Raw genomic sequence first — 22,523 nt, 5'->3', positions numbered from 1 at the left:
GTGTTGATGGAGAGCGAGAAGGAAAGACTGGCCGAATCCCCGAAGCGGAGTTCGGCATGGCGGCGTTGGGGTCCGTACCTCAGTGAGCGCCAGTGGGGAACGGTGCGGGAGGACTATTCGGCCAGCGGCTGGAGCTGGGGTGCCTTTCCGCACGACCATGCCCGCCGCCGCGCCTACCGCTGGGGCGAGGACGGGCTGCAGGGCTGGACCGACCGCCAGTGCCGCCTGTGTTTCTGCCCCGCCCTGTGGAACGGCAAGGATCCGATCCTGAAGGAACGGCTTTTCGGCCTCGGCGGCCACGAGGGGAACCACGGCGAAGACGTCAAGGAGTGCTACTACTACCTCGATTCCACGCCCACCCACTCCTACACCAAGGCACTCTACAAGTACCCGCAGTGCGAGTTCCCCTACACCCGCCTGCGGAATGAAAACCAGGCCCGCCCGCGCACCGAGCCGGAACTCGAGCTGGCCGACCTCGGCGTGTTCAACGAGGGCCGCTATTTCGACGTCGTCCAGGAAGTCGCCAAACGCACGCCCGAGGACATCCTGTGGCGGATCACCATCACCAACCACGGCCCCAAGGCTGCGCCGATCCACCTGCTGCCGCAGCTCTGGTTCCGCAACACCTGGAGCTTCGGCGTGCTGCGGGAGGAGCCGGTGGAAAAGCCGACCATCACCCTGGAGGACGGCCGGCTCCTGCTGACCCACTCGACCCTCGGACGCTTCCATTTCATGGCGGAAACCGCCGACGGCAAGGCCCCGGGAAAGTGGCTTTTCACCGACAACGAGACCAACGAGCCGTCCGTCTTCGGCATCAAGGCGACCCACAAGTATTTCAAGGACGGCATCGACCGCCACGTGGTCCACGGGGAAAAGGACGCCGTCTCGAAAAAGCCGACCGGCACCAAGTCCGCGGCCTGGTTCAAGGTGCGGATCCCGGCGGGAAAGACCGTCGTCTTCCGCTGCCGGCTGCACCGGCTGAAGGAGGACAACGGCTTTCCCGGCTTCGAGGAGTTCGATGAAACCATCGCCGCCCGGATCGCCGAGTGCGATGCCTTCTACGGCGAAATCATGCCGCAGGGCACTTCCCCGGAGGAGCGCCTGATCTTCCGCCAGGGCTACGCCGGGCTGCTGTGGACGAAGCAGTTCTACCACTACGCCATCGACGAGTGGCTGTCCGGCGACAAGCACGGCCCACCGCCGCCGCCGGAGCGGCTCACGGGGCGGAATCACGACTGGAAGCACTTCATCGCCCGCGATGTCCTCTCGATGCCCGACAAATGGGAATATCCCTGGTTCGCCGCCTGGGACACCGCCTTCCACATGATCCCCTTCGCGCGGATCGACCCGGAGTTCGCCAAGCACCAGCTGCTGCTGCTACTACGGGAATGGTACATGCATCCGAACGGCCAGCTGCCGGCCTACGAGTGGAATTTTTCCGACGTCAACCCGCCGGTCCACGCCTGGGCCGTGTGGCGCGTCTACAAGATCTCCGCCGCCAAGGGCGAGCGCGACCTGCTGTTCCTCGAGCGCTGCTTCCAGAAGCTGCTGCTCAACTTCACCTGGTGGGTCAACCGCAAGGACGCCGATGGCAACCACGTGTTCGGCGGCGGCTTCCTCGGCCTGGACAATATCGGCGTCTTCGACCGCTCCCACCACCTGCCCGACGGCTCGGTCCTGTTCCAGGCCGACGGCACCGCCTGGATGGCCGGCTACTGCCTGACCATGCTCACCATGGCACTGGAGCTCGCCCGCACCCGGCCCGCCTATGAGGACATCGCCTCGAAGTTCTTCGAGCACTTCGTTTCCATCACGGATGCGATCAACTCCGACGACGACACCGGCCTGTGGGACGAGGAAGACGGCTTCTACTATGACCGCCTGATTTTCGAAGGCCAGGAGTCGGTGCCCCTGCGCACCCGCTCGCTGGTCGGGCTGCTGCCGCTGTGCGCATCGACGGTGCTCAACCAGAGCCACCTCGACGAGCTGCCCGGCTTCCGCAAGCGGGTCGACTACTTCCTTTCCATCCGCCCGGACCTGCTGCGCTACATCAAGGTCCAGCGCCACAACGGCGAGAAAAACCCGGTGCGCTGCCTGCTCGCCATCCCCACCGAGCGCCGCCTGCTGCGCTGCATGGAGCGGCTCACCGATCCCGACGAGTTCCTCAGTCGGTTCGGCATCCGCTCGCTGTCGAAGGCCCATGAAAAACCCTTCGTCTTCGAGCACGGCGGCCAGCGGAACGAGGTCGCTTACACCCCGGGCGAGTCGGACACCGACATGTTCGGCGGCAACTCCAACTGGCGCGGCCCGATCTGGTTCCCGATCAACTTCCTCATCATCGAGGCGATCGAGCGTTACCACTACTTCTACGGTGACTCCATCAAGCTGGAGTATCCGAAGGGCTCGGGAAACCAGGTCACCTTCCGCGAGATCGCCGAAGACCTGTCGAACCGGATGGTCTCGCTCTTCAAGCCGGATGCCGAAGGTTACCGACCGTGTTTCGGCGACGCCAAGCGCTACACCGACGTCGAGCACTGGCAGAACCTTTTGCTCTTCCACGAGTATTTCCATGCGGAAACCGGCGAAGGCCTCGGTGCCTCCCACCAGACCGGCTGGACCTCGCTCGTCATCCGCCTGATCCGCGAGCAGCTGGAAAAGGAGTAAGGAGCGCCGATTGTGAAATCGGCCCGCCCCGCCTGCCCAAGCCGGACTCACCCTCGATAGAGAGCTTCCAAGCCCCATCACGCCGAGGCCAGCCAGCATGGTGCGCGGACTTGATCTTCTCCTTATCAGATTTCGCCGATTTCGTTGTTTTCCCCATCCACGAAGAGAAGCAGGGAACAACGAAAGGGTCGAAATGGACGAAAGGAGAGGATGGTGAACTGCTTCGCAGGTCTCTACCCAGAAATGGCAATCACCGCGAACTGGCGATGCCGATTTCATCATCGGCGCTCCTAGCCCTCCAGCAAACTCACCGCCATCTCCCGCGCGGACTTTCCGCCGCCGCCGAGCATGCGCACCAGCTCGTCGATCCGCTCGTCGCCGGTCACCGGGAAAAGCCGCGACCGGGTCCGGCCGCTCGTCACTTCCTTGAGCACCACGTAGTGCCGCGCCGCGGTCGCCGCGACCTGCGGGAAGTGCGTGATCGCCACCACTTGGTGCCGCTCGCCCAGCGCCGCCATCTTTTTCCCGACCGCGCGCGCGATCTCGCCGCCGACGTTGGCGTCGATCTCGTCGAAGACCATCAACGGCGTCGCGTCCTGGTCCGCCAGCGCGCTCTTCACCGCCAACATCACGCGGCTGACCTCGCCGCTCGAGGCAATCTGCCGCATCGGCTGCAGGGGCTCACCCGGGTTCGGCCCGAACAGGAACTCGGTCGACTCGAAGCCCGCCGCGCCCGGCTCGCGATGCACCGCGAGCTGGATCTCGAAGGACGACTGCTTGAAACCGAGGTCGCGCAGCTGGCCGGCGATCTCCTTCGCCAGCTTCGGCGCCGCCTTCTTGCGCTTCAGGCCGATCGCCCGGCCCTCCTTGTCGACCTTTTCCCGCAACGCCGCCGCCTCGGCCGCCAGTGCGTCGAGCCGCTCGCCACGGTTGTCGACCGCGTCCAGCCGGTCCGCGCAGCGATCGCGGTGCGCCAGTACGGCGTCCAACGTAGGTCCGTATTTCCGCTTCAGCGTTTCGAAAAGGTTCACCCGGTCCTCCAGCGCCGCCGCCTCACGCGGGTCGAGGTCGAGATCCTCGGCGTAGTCGGAAAAGGTCCGCTCCAGCTCCTGCAGCTCCAGCACCGCGCCCTCCAGCCCGAGGGTCCGGTCGGACACGCTCGGGTCGAGCTTTTCGATCTCCCGCACCAGCCGCTGGACTTCGCCGAGCAGGGTCACGATCCCGCCATCGTCACCGCCGAGCAACCCGGCCGCGGCGCCGGCCAACTCGACGAGCCGGGTGGCATTTCCCGCGCGACGGCAGCGGTCGGTGATCTCGTCCTCCTCCTCCGGCTTCAGCTCGGCGGCATCGATCTCCGCCAGCTGGTGGCGCAGCAGTTCCAGCTCCGCCTCGCCGGCGCTCTCGGCTTCGCGCAGCTCTTCCCACTCGTTCTGTTTCTCGCGCCACGCGCGCCACAGCTCGCGGTAGCCGTCGAGGTCGGCCCCGGCGTAGGCGTCCAGCATCGCCAGCTGGCGCTCGGTGGAAAGCAGCGACTGGTGGTCGTGCGGCCCGTGCAGGTCGACGAGGTGCTCGCCGAGGCGTTTCAGCAAATTCAGCGTCACCGGCGAGTCGTTGACGAACTGGCGGTTTCCCGTCTGCCCGATCACCCGCCGCACGATCAGCGCCTCGCCGCCGCAGGCTTCCAGCCCGCCCTCCTCCAGCACGGCATCGATTTCCGCGGAGTCCTCCAGCTCGAACACGGCCTCGACGATGCACTGCGTTTCCCCGGAGCGGATCAGCGACTTGTCCGCGCGTTCGCCGAGCACGAGTTTCAGCGCGCCGACGATCACCGACTTGCCCGCGCCGGTTTCGCCGGTCACGCCGACCAAGCCGGGACCGAGTTCCCACACGAGTTCATCGACCAGGGCGAGGTTGCGGATTTTCAGGAGGCTCAGCATGGGCGGGCGGATCATAGCCGCAGGCTTGCCCGAATCAACCGTGCCTCCGTGGCGAGTTTCGAAATTCCGATCCCGCTCGGCGAACCCGGGCTCCGGGCCTCACTTTTCGCTGGTGGAAAGCGTGCCGCGGACCTCGATCGTGCGGTCGAGATCGAAGGTGATGTGGGCCACCCGCTCGGGCCTGCGTCCGTCGAAGGGGGTGACGGTCAGCAGCTCGAGGGTGTATCGGCCGTCGGACTCGACGTCGGCGGGATCGATCTCGATCGGCAGCACGGCATCCTGCGGGGCATAGGTGTTGTAGGAAATGACGGATGAGGCCACGACCCGGCCGACGGTGCCCAGGATTTCGGAGCCGGGATAGATTTGCACATAGGTCTGGCTGTCCGGATAGAGGTCGTGGCACACGGCCCGGACCTCGGAGGGGATCGCATGATAGGGGTGCGTGGGATCGATGCCCTCGATGATTCCATCGCACACCGGCCAGACCTGGATCTTCGAGGAGGTGATCACGGCCTCCCGGTCCTCACCGAGCTGCACGCAGGCGGCAAAAGTTTCCTCGCCGCAGGCCTTGGTGGGACGCGCGGCGGGCAGGGCCTGGTAGATGGTCGGATCCTCGAAATCGCCGTTCCGGGTAAACTCCCATGCCTGATCGTAGCTGCCTTGGCCGGAGCCGTCGGGATAAGGCACGTGGAGGTCGGGATGGTAGAACTTGAAATCCCGCTCCAGCGTCAGCCGCATGATCCCGCCACGGGGATCGCCGGGGGCCGCCAGATTGCGGATCGAGAGCTGCATCCGGTAGGGGCGGTCGGCGCGGGTGCGCGGGGTCGGGCACGGATCCTCCGAGCCGAGCGTCACGGAGGCGGTCGGGAGGTGGGTGCCGACCGTGATTTCATCGAGCCTCCGAGGCATGGGTCCGGTGTCTTCGGAGCCGCCGAGGATTCCATCGAGGTGGATGCCGAGAAGGTCGGCATCGACCAGGTGCGAATCGAGCGAGACGTTCACGTGGACCTCATCGCCGGCGTTGAGATCGAGCAGCGAGAAGGGGTCGTAGGTTTCATCCTGATAGGCGTAGAGCTGGAAGATGGCACCCTCGCCCTCCAGCGGCTTGGATAGGATCTCACCGGTTTTTCCCGAGACCGGGATGTCATAGACGACCCACCCCGGCTCGAGGAGCTGGATCTGGCGCACGAAATCGGTGGCCCGCGCCGGCATCACCGCGCACGCGGAGACGAGGAGTAAAGGGAGTCTCACGGGCGAGCGGGTAGCAGGGTGACCGGATGGCCGCGGAGGGTGGCGACGACCACGCGATCCGCCCGGGCGAATTCGCGGCGCGCCGAGTCGGGGATCGGCTTCTCTCCGCGGACCTGCTCCGGACTCACCTCGTAGGTGGAAACCCAGGCCCGGTTGGCGGCGAGGAAGGCCGGCCAGGCAAGCGGCTCTCCCCCGGCGCTGCGGCCGACCTTTGCCGCCCATTTGTCAGGGCAGAAGATCACCGAGCCTTTCGGCAGGATCGCCCAGCGGTCCGCCGCCCGGAGGAAGGTGGACATTTCCGCGAGCCCGAGGCCGCGCTTCCTGGCGGGAAGCGGGCGAGGGACGATGGTTCCGCTGGCAGACCGGCGAGCCGAAAACTCGGCATCGCTCAAGGATTCGCTGCTCGGTACCCCCCAGTCCGAAGGAATCCGCCCCTGACCCACCCCGGGCCTTGTTTGGGCAGTCGCCAACGGAACCATCGTGATTCCCCACAGAATGCATACGTTAATCATGATCAGCGCTCGATCCGGCTCCAGCCGGGGCCGCCGGGGCCGCTCAGGTCAATCGTCACGCTCGCCAGTTCCGGGACATCGAAATCCGGCAAAGCCAGCCCGTTGCCGGATGCCCCGGCCGGCGGCGTGCCGAGAACGATCAGGTTCACGTCCCCGAGATCCAGCCCGAGAAACGGCGGCCGGTAGGGTGTTTCGGGATCATCCCGATCGATGCGATATCTGATGACCGCACCGGCCCCGTAGAGCACCGTGTTTCCGGATACAGTGAGCTTTCCGGTCATCGGCGGCGGGGCAAAGTGGCACTCACCGAGAACGTAGAAGTAACCTTTCGGGTTCAGGTTGTAATGGTCGGGGCTGGCGACCGCACCGAGGACGCTGCCGAGGAGGGTCGATCCCGGCAGGTGGAAGGCGAGGTTCACCGGAACCTGATGGTCCGGGTCGCACAAGGTCCAGCGTTCCCCGTAGATGTGCACCGGGCCGTTCGCAGCGCCAACCGTGTCACCGGTGATCGCGAGAACCTCGGGATAAAACTTCACCAGCCCGGTTTGCAGGCACACCCACGCCACCGAATCCACCGTGTGGCCCGTGTCCACGAAGCCGAGGAACTTCGAGTGGAACCTGCCATCCACGGTCGTGGCGGAGGCCGCTCGGTTCCCGAGTTCGAGCTGCCCCGCCACGCCGAACACCTGGTAGCGATAGGGCGTCCCCAAGGACACGGAGGCGGAGCGTTGGTATTCTTGAAGAGTCACGGGTGCGTTCATGCCGGGCGCCCAGCATGCCACCTGGGCGGACGCCGCTGACGGCAGCCCTGCGCAGACGAGGCAGCTGAGCCCGCCGAGCAGGCGGAAAATAAAGTTCATGGCTGGTTTTCGAAGGGGGCCACGCATCGTGGCTCACTCTCCTCCACTCCGGCCCGGGACAGACCGCATCAAGTCGAGTGGAGTGATCCTTCCCACAATCGGTCCCGCTTACAAGATAGGCCGTGAACCTTTTCCTTAAACCATATTTAAACAGTTTGAAGCCCTTCATCATGAGCGGCTTTAGAATCCCGTTAGAGAAGGATAACCACCACTCCCCGGCGATCGGTAGGGACGGGTGAGTTCAAGAAAGCAAACAGCCCGAGTTTATCCAACGACCGCCGCCGCAGGAAAGCCATGACATCGGATCATGAGCTGCAGGCGGTCGGCCGGACCAAGCAACGCCCGAGCCTCGGGGTGCCCCACCTGCTCAGTCGCGGGTCGCCTCGCGGATCTGCGCTTCGCTGAAACCCTGGTCTTCCAGCCAGCCGACCGCAGCGTTGGAGTCGCGTTGATACCAGCGGTTGGCGAGGGATTTCACCGTGTCCCAACGGCGCGATTCATCGCCGATGGAGGCCGCCCAGCCGAGCGACGATGCGGGATCGACGCCGACCACCTGTTGGGCGTAGGCCATCACCGCCTTGTCGCGCGGTTCACCCTCGGAAAGGCCGCTGAGCCACTGGCCGGCGGAGGTCGGATCACGCTCGGCCCAGTTTTGGGAAATCGCCTCGTAGGCTCCGGCCTGCGCCGCTGGATCGGACAGGCGGCTGGCCCACTGCAGGGCTTGGTCGGGTTCCTTGGCGGACCAGGTGGCGGCCAGCGATTCATACATTTTCGGCGTGCCGCCGTTCATGCCTTCGAGTGCCGAGGCGGCGTCCGCGGGGCTCTCGCCCGCCCAGTGCCGGAGCACGGCGGCCACGGCGCTGTCGGCCGAGCCCCCGGCCGGCAGCCGGCTGATGTAGCGGAAGGCCCCTTCCGGATCGCGCTCCGCCCACTGGCCGGCGGCCTGCATCATGCCCTGGTGGGCGGCGCCGCCATCCTGCGATTCGGCGAACTTGAAGGCCGCCTCGCCATCCTGCCAGGACCAGCTTCGCAACAAGGTCTGCAACGCGGCCTCCTTGACCACCGGATCGCTCAGGCCGGCGACGTAGGCGGAGGCATCCTGCGGCGACTTTCCCACCCACTGCTCGATCGCCTCGGTGACGACCCGGGTCTGCGATTGCCCGGGCGGCAGCGTCTCGGCCAGCGACAGCGCCCGGGCGGGATCGCGGTCCGCCATCTGGGCCGCGATCACGCCCAGCATGCCGGTCCGTTTCGACTCGTTCGGCTCGCCCATGGCGAAAGTGAGCGCGCCTTCGGGATCGACACCCATCCAGGCCTCCACGATCCCCTGCCGCATGCCGTCCTTGAAATTGTCGGTATCGAAGGTGTCGACGATCTCCATCGCCCGCTTCATGTCCAGGCCGGCCAGTTGCTGGCCGATCTGCTGGACGAACCACCCGTCGAAGTTGCTTTCCCCGATGTCCTTGGCGAGCGCCACCGCCTCCTGCGGCGAGCTCCACGCCAGCCACCAGAAGCCGTCCTTGGCGATGCGGACCTGCTCGGCCGGGTTGGCGACCGTTTTCAGCCACTCCGCCGCCTCCCCCGGCGAACGGCTGGCCCATTCGCCGAACACGCCCTCCAGCGCCTCGATCCGCACGTTGTCCTTGAGGTGCTCGCCCGCCCAGGCGACGGCCGCCTGCGGGTCGTTGCGACCCATTTCCCGGCAGACGCTGCGCATCGCATCGTCCGAGCATTCGCCCGGGTGCTCCGCCGCCCAGGCCGCGGCGGCATCGACATCGAGGCTCTGCCAGGTGCCGAGGATCGAGTCCGCCGCCGAGCGCCGCTCCAGGCCCTCGAGCTGGTCGAAGGCCGCCATCGCCGCGCCTTCGTCGTCGCGGAACCACTGCCCGAAGACCGAGCCGAGGATGCCGTTGCGCCCGGTGCCGGGCAGCGTGCGGCAGGCCTCGAGCGCCTCCACCGGGTTGACCTTCGCCCACGAGGCGAACAGGGGCGAGGGCTCGAGCCCGGGGATCGACTTCAGCAGCGCGAACGCCCCCTGCGGGTCGGTCTCCGCCATCGAGCCGAGCACGATTTCCGAGGCCCGCCGCTGCAGCGGCCCCTCGGTCACCGAGCGGGCCAGCGTCCACGCCCCCTGCGCGTCGGTTTTCACCATGGTGGAAAACACCGCCTGCATCGCCTGGTCGGAGTCCCAGCGATCGAGCTCCATCGCCTGCCCGAGGGCGGCATTGGGATCGATCTCCGCCCAGCGCTCGAAGATCATCTGCACCGCGACCATGCGCTTTCCCCACGAGCCGCGGATCTGGGCGGAATCGAGCAGCTTCAGCATCTCGCCCAGCTCCTCCTCGCCGCAGCCGTCGAGCTGGCGGGTCAGCGCGTTGAGGATCCGGCGGTCCGAGCCGCCGGCGGCGAGCAGCTCCTCGAAGGTCCGCACGCCGGCCTGCGCGCCGCCCTCGAACCGGGTCCGCCGGCCGTCGCGGACCTCCGACTTCGTCGAAACGGCCTCGTCCCCCGGCGGTGGCGCGGCTTTTCCCAGCCGACCCAGGCCCCAGCCCGCGGCCAGGGCCACCACCACGCACGACACCACCCAGGGTTTTCTCATTCTCCCTTTCCTAGCCAGCGTCCCGCGCGGGCGGAAGCGGGAACTTTCCGCGTCCCGCGTTCTTGAACCGGGGCCGCCACGGCCCGAAGCTCGGCGCCGTGCGACTCCTCCTCACCCTCGCCTACGACGGCCGTCCGTTCGACGGCTGGCAGTCGCAGCCCGGCGGCAACACCGTCCAGGACCTGCTGGAAAACGCCGCCTCCGCCATCGCCAAGCAGCCGCTCCGCGTCCACGGCTCCGGCCGCACCGATGCCGGCGTCCACGCGCTCGCCCAGACCGCCCACTTCGATCCGCCGGAGGGCCTCACCATGGGGCCGGACAACTGGCTCGCCGCCCTCAACACCAAGCTGCCCCGCACCATCCGCGTGATGGCCGCCCGCGAGGTGGATGCCGGTTTCCACGCCCGCTTCTCCGCCTGCGGAAAAACCTACCACTACGAACTTAGTACTTCGCCCGTGCTCACGCCCTTCCGCCACGGCCTGGCGTGGCATCTGCCGCGCGGGCTCGATGCCGGCCTGCTCGCCGCCGCGCTGGATGCCTACCGCGGCCGGCACGACTTCGAGGCCTTCTGCGCCCGCCGCGGCAACGAGACCGAGGCGACCGACCATCACCGCACGCTCACCCGGGCCGAGGTTTCCCCGTCCGGCGGCGGCCTGCGGCTGACTTTCACCGGCGATGGCTTCCTCTACAAAATGGTGCGCCTGCTCGTCGGCACCGCGGTGCAGGTGGCCACCGACCGCATGCCGCTCGGCGAGATCGCCGCGCTGCTCGACCAGCCGGCCGGACTCCCGCACGGCCGCAGCTCGCACTGCGCGCCGGCCGACGGATTGTTTCTCGAAGCCGTCCACTACGATTCCCCGTCGTGAGCACGGCCGGGCGAGGGCGTCCGACCCAACCGCCTGAGGTCATGCAGAAGGATGGGAGCCCCGACTCCTAACAATCCGTCCGTCATCGCACCCACCCCATCGCGTGATGGCAAAAAATGCGGATTTTCATCATGGTCGCCCCCGTCAGCCGCGAGCGGCCGGTCACTCAACAGGACAGCGAGCCCGGCGCCCGATCGAACTGACAAGCTTTAAAGAATAGGGAGAACACCAAGGGCGGCCCGGGATTCCGGGGGGAGTTCGCGGGCCGCCCTTTTTGCCCCCTCAAAGCGGCGTGACGATGATGCCGGTGTCGCCGCTCGGCCGCCCGAACCACGGATAAAGCGGGCTCAGGCGATAGAACTGCCGGGGCCGGCCCTGCCTGAGGAAATGACGGACGCCGGCGGCGGAAGACCAGTCGGCCGTCTGCCACGAACCCAGCGCCTCGCTGCGCTGCATGCGGAAATCGAGATACCTCTGGCTGTAGCCCGGGGCGGGCACCGTCCACATCATCGAGGGCTCCATGGAAAGCCCCGAGTAGGTTCCCGGCACCATCGTGAACGGCCCCAGGCTCGACCCCGAAAGGGGATCCGAGCCGAGCGCGAACTCGATCAGGTTCGCCTGCCCGTCGCCATCCGCATCCTGCTGCGGCAGCCACTGCGGCATCAGCGCCGTGCCGCGCGACTTCGCCCACACCTCGTAGCTGCCGGCGCGGTTCAGCACCACGCCGCCGTGGTTGGTGCCGGAAAAGTCGGCCCCGGGGGCGCCGCCGGCACTATAGATGAAGTAGCTGCCCACCGCCGTCCCCAGCGCCTCGCCGGCGGTGCCGGTCTGGTGGTAGAGCAGGTCCAGCACGCCGAGCGTCGGCCCGAGCTGGCCCCAGGTCGAGATCCGCCCCGCGCCGCTGGCCGCCTTGGGCGAGCCGACGCACAGGTTCAGGTTGGAGACCGCCACCGAGCTGCCGAAGCTCGGCCCCTCCGTCGAGGTCCCGCTCACGGTCGAAAAGGGGTCACCCGCCAGCGCATTGTAGGCGTAAAGGTAGGCCTTGCCGGTGCCGCCGGTGTTTCCCGTGGCCCCGACCGCCAGCGTGAGGAGATCCCCCGCCACGCTCCTGCCGAATCCCGGCGGCGACCCCGCCGGCGGGGTCAGCGTCTGCTGCACGCCCCAGGCATCCGAGCCGCCCTCGTTCCGCCCCAGCACCGCCACCCGCCCGGAAGCTCCGCCGATCGGCGGCTGGGACACTCCCAGCAGCGTGTCCCCCGGGCCGAAAAACGCCACTCCGCTGCCGAAGGCCGCGCCGGGGATCGTGGCCGGCCGCACGCGCTTCGTCAGGCGGCTCCAGGTCGTCGGGCTGCCGGTATCCCGCCCGAACACGATCACCGCTCCGGCATCCGCGCCCGCGTCGTCGTCGCCCGGCATGCCCACCGCCATTGTGGTCGCGCCCTCGCTGCTTCCGAGGGGATTGCCCGTCACGGCCACCGACGCTCCGAACTCGTCGCCGGCCGCCAGCGTTTCCCCGTGGGCCAGCGCCGTGCCCGGACCCACCTCGCCGAGCAGCCCGCCGAACCAGTAGGCCGCACCCTTGCCGCCATCGCGGCCCGGCTCCCCGACCACCAGCACCATGCCCGAGAAAAGCGAATCCTCGCCGGTGTGGACCGCCACCGATTCGCCGAAGCGGGCCCCGGCCTGCGGCGCGGGACTCACCACCCGGCCCAGCGGGATCAGGATCTGGCCACTGTCCTCGCCCGTCACCGCCAGCCCCCACAGCATCACCGCGCCGGTCTGCGCGCCCATCCACGCATCGTCCGGCATGCCCACCGCGATGATTCCGCCCGACATCGAAATGGACTTGCCCAGGCCCGCCGGCGCGCCCGGGCCATCGATCCGCTGCACCTGCGCCCAGCTTGCCGCACGACGGAAAACGGTCGCCGCCCAGGACGCCCCGCCCCCGGCATAGGCTTCGTCGGCCAGGCCGAAGAGGGCGTCGTCGCCTGCCACCGCCACGAATTTCAACCCCGACCGGACGGTCAGCAGCGACGGGGAGCCATTGACGTGACCGAGGTCGCGGGTCGCCTCGTGCGCCCAGCCCGTGGCCCCGGCCCCCGGCCCGTAGAAGTCGGCCGTGGCCACCTCATGGAAAACCAGCAGCTCCGGCCGCGGCAGCGACATCACCACCAGGTTCGGGCCATCGGCATCGAGCGTCAGATAGGCATCGTTCGCCGTGCCCGCGCGCACCGTGCCCGCGTGCCCCCAGGCATCCGTGCCGCCCGTGTTGCGGGAAAAGGCCTCCACCTGAAGCACGCCGCCGGTCGCCGCCTCCGCCACCACCGCCAGGCGGTCGCCCGCCAGCGCCACGGCACCCGGATTTTTCAGCCCCAGCGCCGTCACATCGATCGTGGCCACCGTTTCCCATGGCCCGCCCGCCGCCGTGCGCTCCCGCACCTGCACCTCGTCCGCCGCCTGGCTCGCCGCCACCAGCCGCGTGCCCCGCAGGCACAGCCCGCTCACGCCCGCCCCGCCGAAGGTCTCGGGCGGCGGCGTGAAACGGAAGTGATTCACCTCCGTCCACGCCCCCCCGGCGAACTCGTACACCCGCACGACGGGATCCAGGATCCCGGCGCCCGAGCCATTGGTCTGCACGGCGGCGTAGTTGCCATCGATCGAGATCCGGACCGCCTCCTCATCGACCGGCAGCACGATGCTCCCGGCGCTGCCGAAGTACTGCCAGTCCGGCGGAAACGACGGCCGGTGGATTTCGACCACGTTGCCCACCCCGATCGCGGCCATTTCCTGGGAGGCGTTCAAGGCCGCCGCGGTGATCGCGGTGCCGGTCGAAAGCTCGTCCTCCTCGGCCCAGGTGCCCGTGCCATCGCGCCGGTACACCACCGCCTTCCGCCCGCCGGGAACCGGCTGGAGAATCATCGCCACGCTGCCGCTGGCCTCCACGTCCACCGGCAGGTTCTGCTGGTTCGGCGCCAGGGTCCCCACCTCGTAGCGCCACGCGTGTTCCTGCCCGCAAGCCACCGCCGCCATCCCGAGCAAACCGATCAGAAAGCTTTTCATGATCCTCGCTCCCTACTTCAACCGGCTCCACCAAACAATCACCAAACGCACGGGGCAGGTCGTCACGGAGGAGGCAAAAAACCCTGACGGGGATGCGGCGCGGAATCCGCATGACGGGGAGAACGGACCCACCGTCCCCGATCGCCGCTGAAACACCCGCTGGCTTCATTCCGTATGCGGATCCCGCCCAGCGACCACTTCGATTCCTTTCATGAAACCACGCTCCATCGCCGCCGTTTTCGTCCTGCCCGCCCTCGTCTCCCCGCTGTTCGCCGACGGCGCGTTCTACGGCGACCCGCCGGATGCCACCCACCCGTGGGCCATCCACGACATGAACCGGCCGCAGCCCCCACGCGTCGAGCCCGGCACCTTCAGCACCCAGCAGCAGCCCGGCACCCCGCCCTCCGACGCCACCATTCTCTTCGACGGCACCAGCGCCTCGCTTTCCCGCTGGGAGGCCGACAAAAACCCGCCCGAAACCACCCAGTGGGTCGCCCGCGATGGTGCCCTGCAGTGCGTGCCCGGCTCCGGCATGATCCGCACCAAGGAACAATTCGGCGACTGCCAGCTCCACGTCGAGTGGGCCTCGCCGACCCGGATCGAGGGCAACAGCCAGGGCCGCGGCAATTCCGGCGTCTTCCTCATGGGCGAGGTCGAGGTGCAGGTCCTCAACAACTACGACAACCCGACCTACTCCGACGGCTTCGCCGGCTCCGTGTATGGCGTGAACCCGCCGATGGCCAACGCCCTGCGCAAGCCCGGCGAGTGGCAGTACTACGACATCGTTTTCCGCCGCCCGGTGTATGAGGGCGACCAGCTCGTCGATCCCGGCTACCTCACCGTGTTCTGCAACGGCGTGTTGCTCCAGGACCACACCCCGCTCGAGGGCGGCGGCGGCCACCGCACCCGCAGCCATGACCGTCCGTTTCCGGAAACGGGACCGCTCAAGCTCCAGGACCACGGCAACCCCGTGCGCTTCCGCAACATCTGGATCCGCCCGCTGCCAAAGCGCGCCATTGAGGGCGGCGACACCAGCGTGATGAGCCCCGAGGCCACCACCGCCAAGCGCCACGAGATCGCCGCCGGCATCCGCGACCAGGCCGCCGACCTGAAAGGCAAGGACAAGCTGCTCCACCTCCTCGAATCCCTCTGCTACGAGCAGGACGCCGCCGCGGAAAAGGAAGCCGCCAAGATGGTCGGTGCCTTCGCCTCCAACCTCAAGCGCACCCCGGACGACAAGCTCGAGTCGATGAAGGGCGACGTCCTCCAAGTCAACGGCGCGCTCCAGTACCTCGCCCACTTCGACATCGCGAAGTTCGACGAAACCGACGACATCCAGAAGCTCGTCAAGGACCGCGAGTGGGACAAGTGACGGTAGGGTCGACCGCGAATCGCCTGACGACATCTCTTTCCCCTCACCCAAGGCTGCGCCCGTGCGGCCCTGAAGAGGGAGGGAACAACGAAACGGTCGAAATGGACGAAATGAAGAACGGGGCACTGCGAAGATTCCCCTGAAGTCTGCGGATCGATCTTCCCCTCCCGCGCTGCGTTTTTCCAAGCGTCGGGTCCGGCCGAATCCGGTAGGGAAATCGGAGCCGCGGGGTAGCTCGCGGTCGACCGAGGGCGGTCGACCCTACCGTCTTCAAATTTCGTCCCTTTCGCCGATTTCGTTGTTCCCCCTTCCCTCCACGCTGCCCCGGCTTGTCCGTGATTCCCGTGCAGATAGGGTCGACCGCTCTCGGTCGTCCGCGAACCGCCTGAAGACCCCTCTCCCCCGTCACCCACGGCTTCGCCCATGCAGCTCTGAAGAAGGAAGGAACAACGAAATGGTCGAAATGGACGAAATGAAGAACGGGGCACTGCGATAATCACCCTGAAGTCTGCGGATCGATCTTCCCCGTTCCCGATGCGTTTTCCCAAGCGTGGGTTTCCGCCAAAGTCGATCGAGACATCGGAGCCGCGCAGGTCACTCGCGGTCGACCGAGGGCGGTCGACCCTACCGTCTTCAAATTTCGTCCCTTTCGCCGATTTCGTTGTTCCCGATTCCCTCCACGCTGCCCCGGCTTTCCGTGTTTTCCGTGACTTCCGTGGTTCCGATTGCGTTGGTCGGAGCGCATGGCGGTCGGCCGGTTTCCCATGATCCGCCTGATAGGGAAATCGGAGCCGTGGGGTAGCTCGCGGTCGACCGAGGGCGGTCGACCCTACCATCTCCAGACTTCGCCCATTTCAGCATTTCAGCATTTCAGCTTTTCAGCATTTCAGCTTTTCAGCATCCCCGTAGGTCACGGCCTCTCCTTGAATCATGACCTGGGATGCTCTAAAGAAGCGGTCGTTCGTTTCCCTCGCGTCATGGCCGTGGACCAGCTCACCCAGATCCTGAAGACCTCCAGCGGGGACGACACCCTCGCTTCGGCCGAGCTGCTGCCGCTGGTCTACGACGAGCTGCGCAACGTGGCCCGCCGGCTGATGTCGCAGAAGGCCCTGCAAGGCACGCTGCAGCCGACCGCGCTGGTCCACGAAGCCTGGCTGAAGCTTTCTCACCAGGACGAGAAGCTGTGGTGCGACCGCTCCCAGTTTCTCGGCACCGCCGCCAAGGCCATGCGCCACATCCTGGTCGATCGCGCGCGGGCCAAGCTGAGCCTGAAGCGCGGCTCGGAGTTCGAGGTGGTGCCGATCCAGTCGAACAGCCTGGAAATCGCCGGCACCTCGCCGGACGAGCGCGTGCTGATGGTCGACGAGCTCCTCGACCGCCTCGAAATCGAGGATCCATCCAGCGCGCGGATCATCCAGCTGAAGTTTTTCGGCGGCCTGACCAACCAGGAGGTCGCGGCCATGGACGGCGTCACGGAGCGCACCATCGAGCGCCAGTGGGCCTTCGCCAAAGCCCGCCTGTTCCGGATGATCCGCCAGGAAACCGGCGCCCCGTGAGCGGGCCGATCGACAAGCTGCTGTTCGATGCCGCCGCGGGCCTGACCGACCCCGACGAGCGGCGCGCGTTCCTCGACCACACCTGCCGCGAGGATCCGGCGCTTCGCACGCTGCTGGAGGAAATGCTCGAAGTCCGCGACGAGGCGGAGGACTTCTTCACTTTCCCGCAGGCGTCCGGAAATCCACCGCCGGCCGCCGAGTCCCGGCACGGAGCCGAGGAAAACGTCGGCACCAGCATCGGCCGCTACCGGCTGATCGAGCGGCTCGGCGAGGGCGGCGGCGGGGTCGTTTACCTGGCCGAGCAGCAGGAGCCGGTGCGGCGCAAGGTGGCGCTGAAGATCATCCGCCTCGGCATGGACACCGAAAGCGTGATCGCCCGCTTCGAGATCGAGCGCCAGGCGCTGGCGCTGATGGACCACCCGAACATCGCCCGCGTGCTCGATGCCGGGGCCACCGCCACCGGCCGGCCGTACTTCGTGATGGAGCTGGCCGATGGCGAAAGGATCACCGCTTTCTGCGACCACCAGCAGCTCGGATTGCGCGACCGCCTGGGACTCTTCGTCCAGGTGTGCGAGGCCATCCAGCACGCCCACCAGAAGGGCGTCATCCACCGCGACATCAAGCCGTCCAACGTGCTCGTCCGCAGGCACGAGGGCCGGCTGGTGCCGAAGGTGATCGACTTCGGCATCGCCAAGGTCACCGCCACCGGGCTGGCGGCGGAAGGCACCGCCACCCGTCCGGGCCAATTCATCGGCACCCCCGCCTACATGAGCCCGGAGCAGGCCGAGGGCGGCGTGGACATCGATACCCGCAGCGACATCTACAGCCTCGGCGCGCTGCTCTACGAGTTGCTGACCGGCAGCCCGCCGGTGCCGGTGGAAACGGACGGCACGGTCGGCGAGGCGGAGCTGCGCGAGCGGCTCCGGCGCGGCGTGACCGAGACGCCCTCCGCGCGGGTGCGGAAAGCATCGCCCGCCGCCCTGGCGGAGATCGCCCGCCAGCGCGGCGTCGACGCGGCGCGGCTGCCCGGCCTGCTGGCGGGCGACCTCGACGGCATCGTGATGAAGGCGATCGATCGCGACCGCCCGCGGCGCTACGAGACCGCCAACGGGCTGGCGCTCGACGTCCAGCGCTACCTTGCCGGGCAGCCGGTCATCGCCCGTCCGCCGAGCCGCTGGTATTTGCTCAGCAAGTTGGTGGCGCGCAACCGCGTCGTCTTCATCGCCGCGGCCATCGCGCTGTCCGGGCTGCTGGGCGGCTTCGGCGTCTCGACCTGGCTGTTCTTTCGTGAACGCAGCGCCCGCCACGAACAGGCGAAGCTCCGCGTCCAGGCCGAGCAGGCGACCGCCAACGAAGTCCGGCTGCGGGAGAACGCGCAGGTGGCCGACCTCGTGCGTCAGGCCGCGGTGCATCTGAAATACGGCGAGGACCAGGCGGCCGATGAGTTGCTGGCCGGCTTGCCCGCCACCAGCATCCCGGCCTCGCTGGAGGCCTCGTCCACCCTCATGAACGTCGCGGAGTGGAACCTCGCCCACGGGCGTTGGCAGGCCGCCAGCGAGCGCTTTTTCTCGCTCGGCCACGTCGTCACCAGCGTGGACATGAGCGATTCGCAGGACATTTCGTTCCGCGTACTTTCGGTCCTGACCGCCGTGGCCGAGTGGGGCGAGCCCGGCCAGTATGACGAGCTGCGCCAGTTGACGATCGACCGCTTCGGCGACTCGTCCAACCCGGTGGTCGCCGAGCACACCGTCAAGGCCACGCTGCTCAAGCCCGCCGACCCGGCCACGCTCGCGCGGCTGGCTCCGCTGGTGGCCGTCCTGCGGGATTCGCTGGAGGTCACCGACGACCGGCGGGGGCCGCACATGGTGGCGTGGCGGCAGTTTTCCCTGGCCCTCATCGCCTATCGCGAAGGTCGCTGGGACGATGCCGAAGAGCGCGCGCGGCTGAGCCTCGGGCTGGCCAGCAACAGCGCCCCGCGCGAGGTTTCCAACCAGCTGCTGCTCGCCATGATCGCCTTCGAGCGTGGCCGCGAAAAGGAGGCCCGCCAGGAGGTCGTCCGGGTGCGGGAAAAGGTCGATCGCTGGCTGCAGGAGCCCTTCCAGGTGGTCAATCCGGACGGCACGCTCTGGTACAACCAGCATGCGGCGCTGCTGCTGCTGCTCGAGGCCGAAGCCCTGGTGGGCGGGGCGCCGCGCTAGCGGCTTGCCGGCGGGCCGGCTTTTTTCAGGAAAAAACCGTGTCGGGTTTGTCGGCGGGATTCCGTCTTCCCCTTTCATGGGCCGATTCCGCGGCCCGTTTGGAAACCCAAACCCGACCTGAACATGACCCATCGCCCCCTCCTGACCGCCGCCGGCCTTGTCGGCCTCGCCCTCGCCAGCCCCGCCGCCCTGGTGGCCCACTACACCTTCGACGAAGCCTCCGGCGCGACCACCGCGCTCAACGAAGTCACCGGAAGTACGACCGGCACCGTAGGAGCCAACGTCGTCACCGGCACCGCCGGCATTTCCGGCAACGCCTACAGCTTCTCCGGCGCGACCGGGCAGGCCGACATCGTCGACATGGGCAACGCCTCATTTTTCGCCGCCATCACGACCAGCGGTGCCTACACGCTCTCGGCCTGGGTGAACTCGACCGAGGCGACCGGCGGCCGCAACGTGGTCGTGTTCGCCGGCAACGACGCCGACAGCAACGACTACGCCGACCTCGGCACCACGGTCACCGAGCCCGGCCACGAAGGCGAGGCCTACGGCCGCAACCGACCGAACACCAACACGCCGTCGGTGGCCACCGGCTACTTCAGCGACGGCGCCACGGTGGTCGACGGCACCTGGCACCACATCGCGATGACGGTCGATCTCTCCGGCGCCGTCGTTTCCCTCTATGTCGATGGTGCGCTGGCCAACTCGCAGACCATTCCCTCCGGCTTCGAGACCTTTCCCGTGATGAATAACTTCGAGATCGGCCGCCTCGGGCGTTCCTCGCCCACCGATGGATACGAGGGCTTGGTCGATGACGTCCAGGTTTACGACGAAGCTCTGGATGCCACCGGGATCGCCTATCTGTTCGCCAATCCCGGCCAAGCCGTTCCGGAACCCGCCGGTGCCGCGCTGGCCGGCCTGGGGCTGCTGTCGCTGCTGCGCCGCCGTCGCGCCTGAGCCACCACCCTTCGGGAAACGTCCCGGTTCCGCCCGCAGGTCCGACCTGCGGGCGCTTCGTCGGGCACACCCATCCACTTCCCACCCAAACCCATGAAATCCAGCATCCATTTTCTCATCCCGATCGCCCTGACGGCGACCCATGCCCGGGCCGACCTGATCGCCCACTACCGGTTCGACGAAGCCGCCTCCGCCACCACCGCCGCCAATGAAGTGACCGGCAGCACCGAGGGCCTGGTCGGCAGCGCCGTCACCACCGGGGTCACCGGCATTGCCGGAAACGCCTACCAATTCGGCGGCGCGACCGCCACCCAGGACGACATCGTCGACATGGGCACCGCCTCCTTTTTCGCGGCCATCGCGGCCAGCGGCAAACTGAGCATCGCCGCATGGGTCAACACCACCGACACCACGGGCAACCGCAACACGGTGGTCTTCGCCGGCGACGACACCAGCAGCATCAGCTTCACCGACTTCGGCGTGGCCGCCGGACAGGCCGGCCATGAAGGCGAAGTGACCGCGCGCAACCGCCCCAACCTGCCGGGCGCAGGAGCCCAACAAGGCGGCATCTACAGCACGGGAGTCACCGTCAACGACGGCAACTGGCACCACCTCGCGATCACCGTCGACCTCTCGACCGCGCTGCTCTCCCTCTACGTCGATGGCGTCCTGGCCAACACCCAGACGATGGGAACGGCCGATTTTCCCACCTTCAACAACTTCGAGATCGGCCGCCTCGGTCGCTCGTCGCCGGTCGATCCCTTCCAAGGCCTGATCGATGACGTCCAGGTCTACGACCAGGCCCTGACCGAGGAGCAGGTCGGCTACCTGCACGATCATCCCGGCGACGCCTTCACCGCCGCGGATTCCGACCTCGATGGCCTCGCCGACGTGTGGGAGATCCTCTATTTCGGAAACATCGAGGCCTACGGCGGAAACGACATCGGCCCCGACAACGACGGTGCCACCAACCTCCAGGAGCAGGCCGCCGGCACCAACCCGACCCTCGCCGACACCGACGACGACGGCCGCACCGACGGCGACGAACTCAACACGCCCCCGCTGACCGATCCGCTCGATGCCGACTCCGACGACGACACGCTGACCGACGGCGACGAGGTCAACACCTATCTGACCGACCCTAACAGCGCCGACAGCGACTCCGACAACCTTCCCGACGCGTGGGAGATCTCCGTTTCCCTCGACCCGAACAGCGACGCGGGCGATGACGGAGAGTTCGGCAATCCCGACGGCGACGGGCTCGACAACGGCCAGGAATACCACGACGGCGTCAATAGCACCGACCCCCACAAGGCGGACACCGACGACGACGGCTACGATGACGAGCAGGAGGACCGGATCGGCGTCTGGGGCGGCGAGGCCTTCACCGGCACCAATCCCACCAACCCCGACACCGACGGCGACGGCCTCCTCGACGGCGAGGAAAACCCGGACCTCGCCTACGCGGCAGGCGTCACGCCCGGCACCGACCCGAATCTCGCGGACACGGATGAGGATGGCTTCAACGACTACGCCGAGTTCACCCACGGCACCGATCCCACCGACGGGGCATCGTTTCCCACCGCCGCCAAGGGCCTGGTCGCGCACTACAAGTTCGACGAGTCCGCCGGCGCCGGCACCGCGGCCAACGAACTCGGAAGCGATCCGGGAGCGATCGGCACGGCGGTCGTCACCGGTGTGGCGGGTATTTCCGGCAGCGCCGTCCAGCTCAATGACCTGGCGGGACAGGATGACATCATCGACATGGGTCAGGCGGGTTTCCTGACCGACATCACGGCGGGGAAAGCGCTGACCTTCACCGCGTGGATCAAGTCCACCGACACCTCGGGCGGGCGCAATGTCTTCATCTCCGCAGCAAACTCGGCCGCCGAGAAGAGTTATGTCGACATGACCATCGCCGGCGGCACCACCACCCTGGGAGCCCTCAGCAGCCGCCTGCGGCCGGGGGGAGACACCAACATCGCCGAGCTGTTCAGCACCTCCGCCCCGGGTGCGGTCGTGGTCAACGACGACGCCTGGCACCACGTGGCCATGACGCTCGACCTGGAGACCGCGACCCTCCGTCAGTTCGTCGATGGCGTGCTCACCGCCGAGACCACCGCGGTGCCGCTGGCGCAGTTTCCGCTGTTCAACAACTTCGAGGTTGGCCGGCTCGGCCGGGCCACGCCCACCGATGCGTTCCAGGGCCTCATTGATGACGTCCAGGTCTACAACGAGGCCCTCACCCCCGCCCGCATCGCCTCGCTCTACGAAACGCCGGGCGTTTCCGCGGACGAGGACCACGACCGGCTGGACGACCTATGGGAAATCCAGTACTTCGGCAGCATCACCGCCCAGGATGGCTCCGGCGATCCCGATGGCGACGGCATCCTGAACGAGGAAGAGGAAACCGCGGGCACGCTCCCGGTCGTGATCTCCACCCTCGAGGTCACGTCCGCCGAGTTCACCGCCGGCGGCGACTTCATCATCACCTTCACCGGCAGCCCGGACACCGCCTATGAGCTGACGAAGTCCACCACCCTCGGCGACTTCGTCCCGCTCGATCCGGCGGTAAACGTCACCACCGATGCCCTCGGCCAGGGCAGCGCCACGGTGCCGGCCGCGGAGGCATCCGACCCCGCCGAGTTCTACCGCCTCGAGGGCCCCTGATTCCCAGCACCCACGCCCACC

At 67.6% G+C, this 22,523-nt stretch carries 13 protein-coding genes; 7 read left to right on the top strand and 6 right to left on the bottom strand.

All coding sequences use genetic code 11. From position 1 onward, the window contains the following. Positions 1-6: 6 nt before the first annotated feature. Positions 7-2,664, top strand: a complete 2,658-nt coding sequence (locus ABXH26_RS03165) for an MGH1-like glycoside hydrolase domain-containing protein (RefSeq protein WP_353565582.1) — start codon at positions 7-9, stop codon at positions 2,662-2,664. 290 nt (positions 2,665-2,954) lie between these two features. Here ABXH26_RS03165 and recN read toward each other — a convergent pair whose 3' ends face one another. From recN to ABXH26_RS03140, 5 genes are all read right to left on the bottom strand, one after another. After that, entirely contained in the window at positions 2,955-4,601 is a 1,647-nt protein-coding gene (gene recN / locus ABXH26_RS03160; RefSeq protein ID WP_353565581.1) for a DNA repair protein RecN, read from the bottom strand. A 99-nt stretch (positions 4,602-4,700) separates the two neighbouring features. Next, complete coding sequence (locus ABXH26_RS03155) at positions 4,701-5,852, bottom strand: hypothetical protein (protein WP_353565580.1); 1,152 nt, start codon at positions 5,850-5,852, stop codon at positions 4,701-4,703. Beyond that, positions 5,849-6,148: a hypothetical protein gene (locus tag ABXH26_RS03150; protein ID WP_353565579.1), complete on the bottom strand. Its 300-nt coding sequence runs from the start codon at positions 6,146-6,148 to the stop codon at positions 5,849-5,851. The genes ABXH26_RS03155 and ABXH26_RS03150 overlap by 4 nt, the downstream gene beginning before the upstream one ends. 218 nt (positions 6,149-6,366) lie before the next feature. After that, positions 6,367-7,224, bottom strand: coding sequence for a hypothetical protein (locus tag ABXH26_RS03145; protein ID WP_353565578.1), 858 nt, complete (start codon positions 7,222-7,224; stop codon positions 6,367-6,369). 367 nt (positions 7,225-7,591) lie between these two features. Continuing rightward, positions 7,592-9,823: a hypothetical protein gene (locus ABXH26_RS03140; protein WP_353565577.1), complete on the bottom strand. Its 2,232-nt coding sequence runs from the start codon at positions 9,821-9,823 to the stop codon at positions 7,592-7,594. 98 nt (positions 9,824-9,921) lie between these two features. Here ABXH26_RS03140 and truA point away from each other — a divergent pair, with 98 nt between their 5' ends. Beyond that, positions 9,922-10,689, top strand: coding sequence for a tRNA pseudouridine(38-40) synthase TruA (truA, locus tag ABXH26_RS03135; protein WP_353565576.1), 768 nt, complete (start codon positions 9,922-9,924; stop codon positions 10,687-10,689). 282 nt (positions 10,690-10,971) lie between these two features. Here truA and ABXH26_RS03130 read toward each other — a convergent pair whose 3' ends face one another. Further along, complete coding sequence (locus ABXH26_RS03130; protein ID WP_353565575.1) at positions 10,972-13,749, bottom strand: hypothetical protein; 2,778 nt, start codon at positions 13,747-13,749, stop codon at positions 10,972-10,974. A 211-nt stretch (positions 13,750-13,960) separates the two neighbouring features. Here ABXH26_RS03130 and ABXH26_RS03125 point away from each other — a divergent pair, with 211 nt between their 5' ends. The 5 genes from ABXH26_RS03125 (at position 13,961) to ABXH26_RS03105 (ending at position 22,502) form a co-directional block, all read left to right on the top strand. Continuing rightward, positions 13,961-15,121 carry a 3-keto-disaccharide hydrolase gene (locus ABXH26_RS03125; RefSeq protein WP_353565574.1) on the top strand — a complete coding sequence of 387 codons (1,161 nt, stop codon included), beginning with the start codon at positions 13,961-13,963 and terminating at the stop codon, positions 15,119-15,121. A gap of 977 nt (positions 15,122-16,098) precedes the next feature. Beyond that, entirely contained in the window at positions 16,099-16,677 is a 579-nt protein-coding gene (locus ABXH26_RS03120) for an ECF-type sigma factor (RefSeq protein ID WP_353565573.1), read from the top strand. Then, a complete protein-coding gene (locus tag ABXH26_RS03115; RefSeq protein ID WP_353565572.1) occupies positions 16,674-18,875 on the top strand; it encodes a serine/threonine-protein kinase in 2,202 nt (733 codons plus the stop codon). The genes ABXH26_RS03120 and ABXH26_RS03115 overlap by 4 nt, the downstream gene beginning before the upstream one ends. A gap of 123 nt (positions 18,876-18,998) precedes the next feature. After that, positions 18,999-19,832 carry a LamG domain-containing protein gene (locus ABXH26_RS03110; protein WP_353565571.1) on the top strand — a complete coding sequence of 278 codons (834 nt, stop codon included), beginning with the start codon at positions 18,999-19,001 and terminating at the stop codon, positions 19,830-19,832. A 93-nt stretch (positions 19,833-19,925) separates the two neighbouring features. Beyond that, positions 19,926-22,502 (top strand): LamG-like jellyroll fold domain-containing protein, encoded by a 2,577-nt coding sequence (locus ABXH26_RS03105; RefSeq protein ID WP_353565570.1) that lies wholly within the window; start codon positions 19,926-19,928, stop codon positions 22,500-22,502. Positions 22,503-22,523 lie beyond the last annotated feature (21 nt).

Origin of the sequence: Haloferula sargassicola, assembly GCF_040362925.1 — a bacterium.
Lineage (GTDB): Bacteria > Verrucomicrobiota > Verrucomicrobiia > Verrucomicrobiales > Akkermansiaceae > Haloferula > Haloferula sargassicola.
The sequence above is the reverse complement of the archived record's forward strand: the minus strand, read 5'-3'. Positions and strand labels throughout refer to the sequence as shown.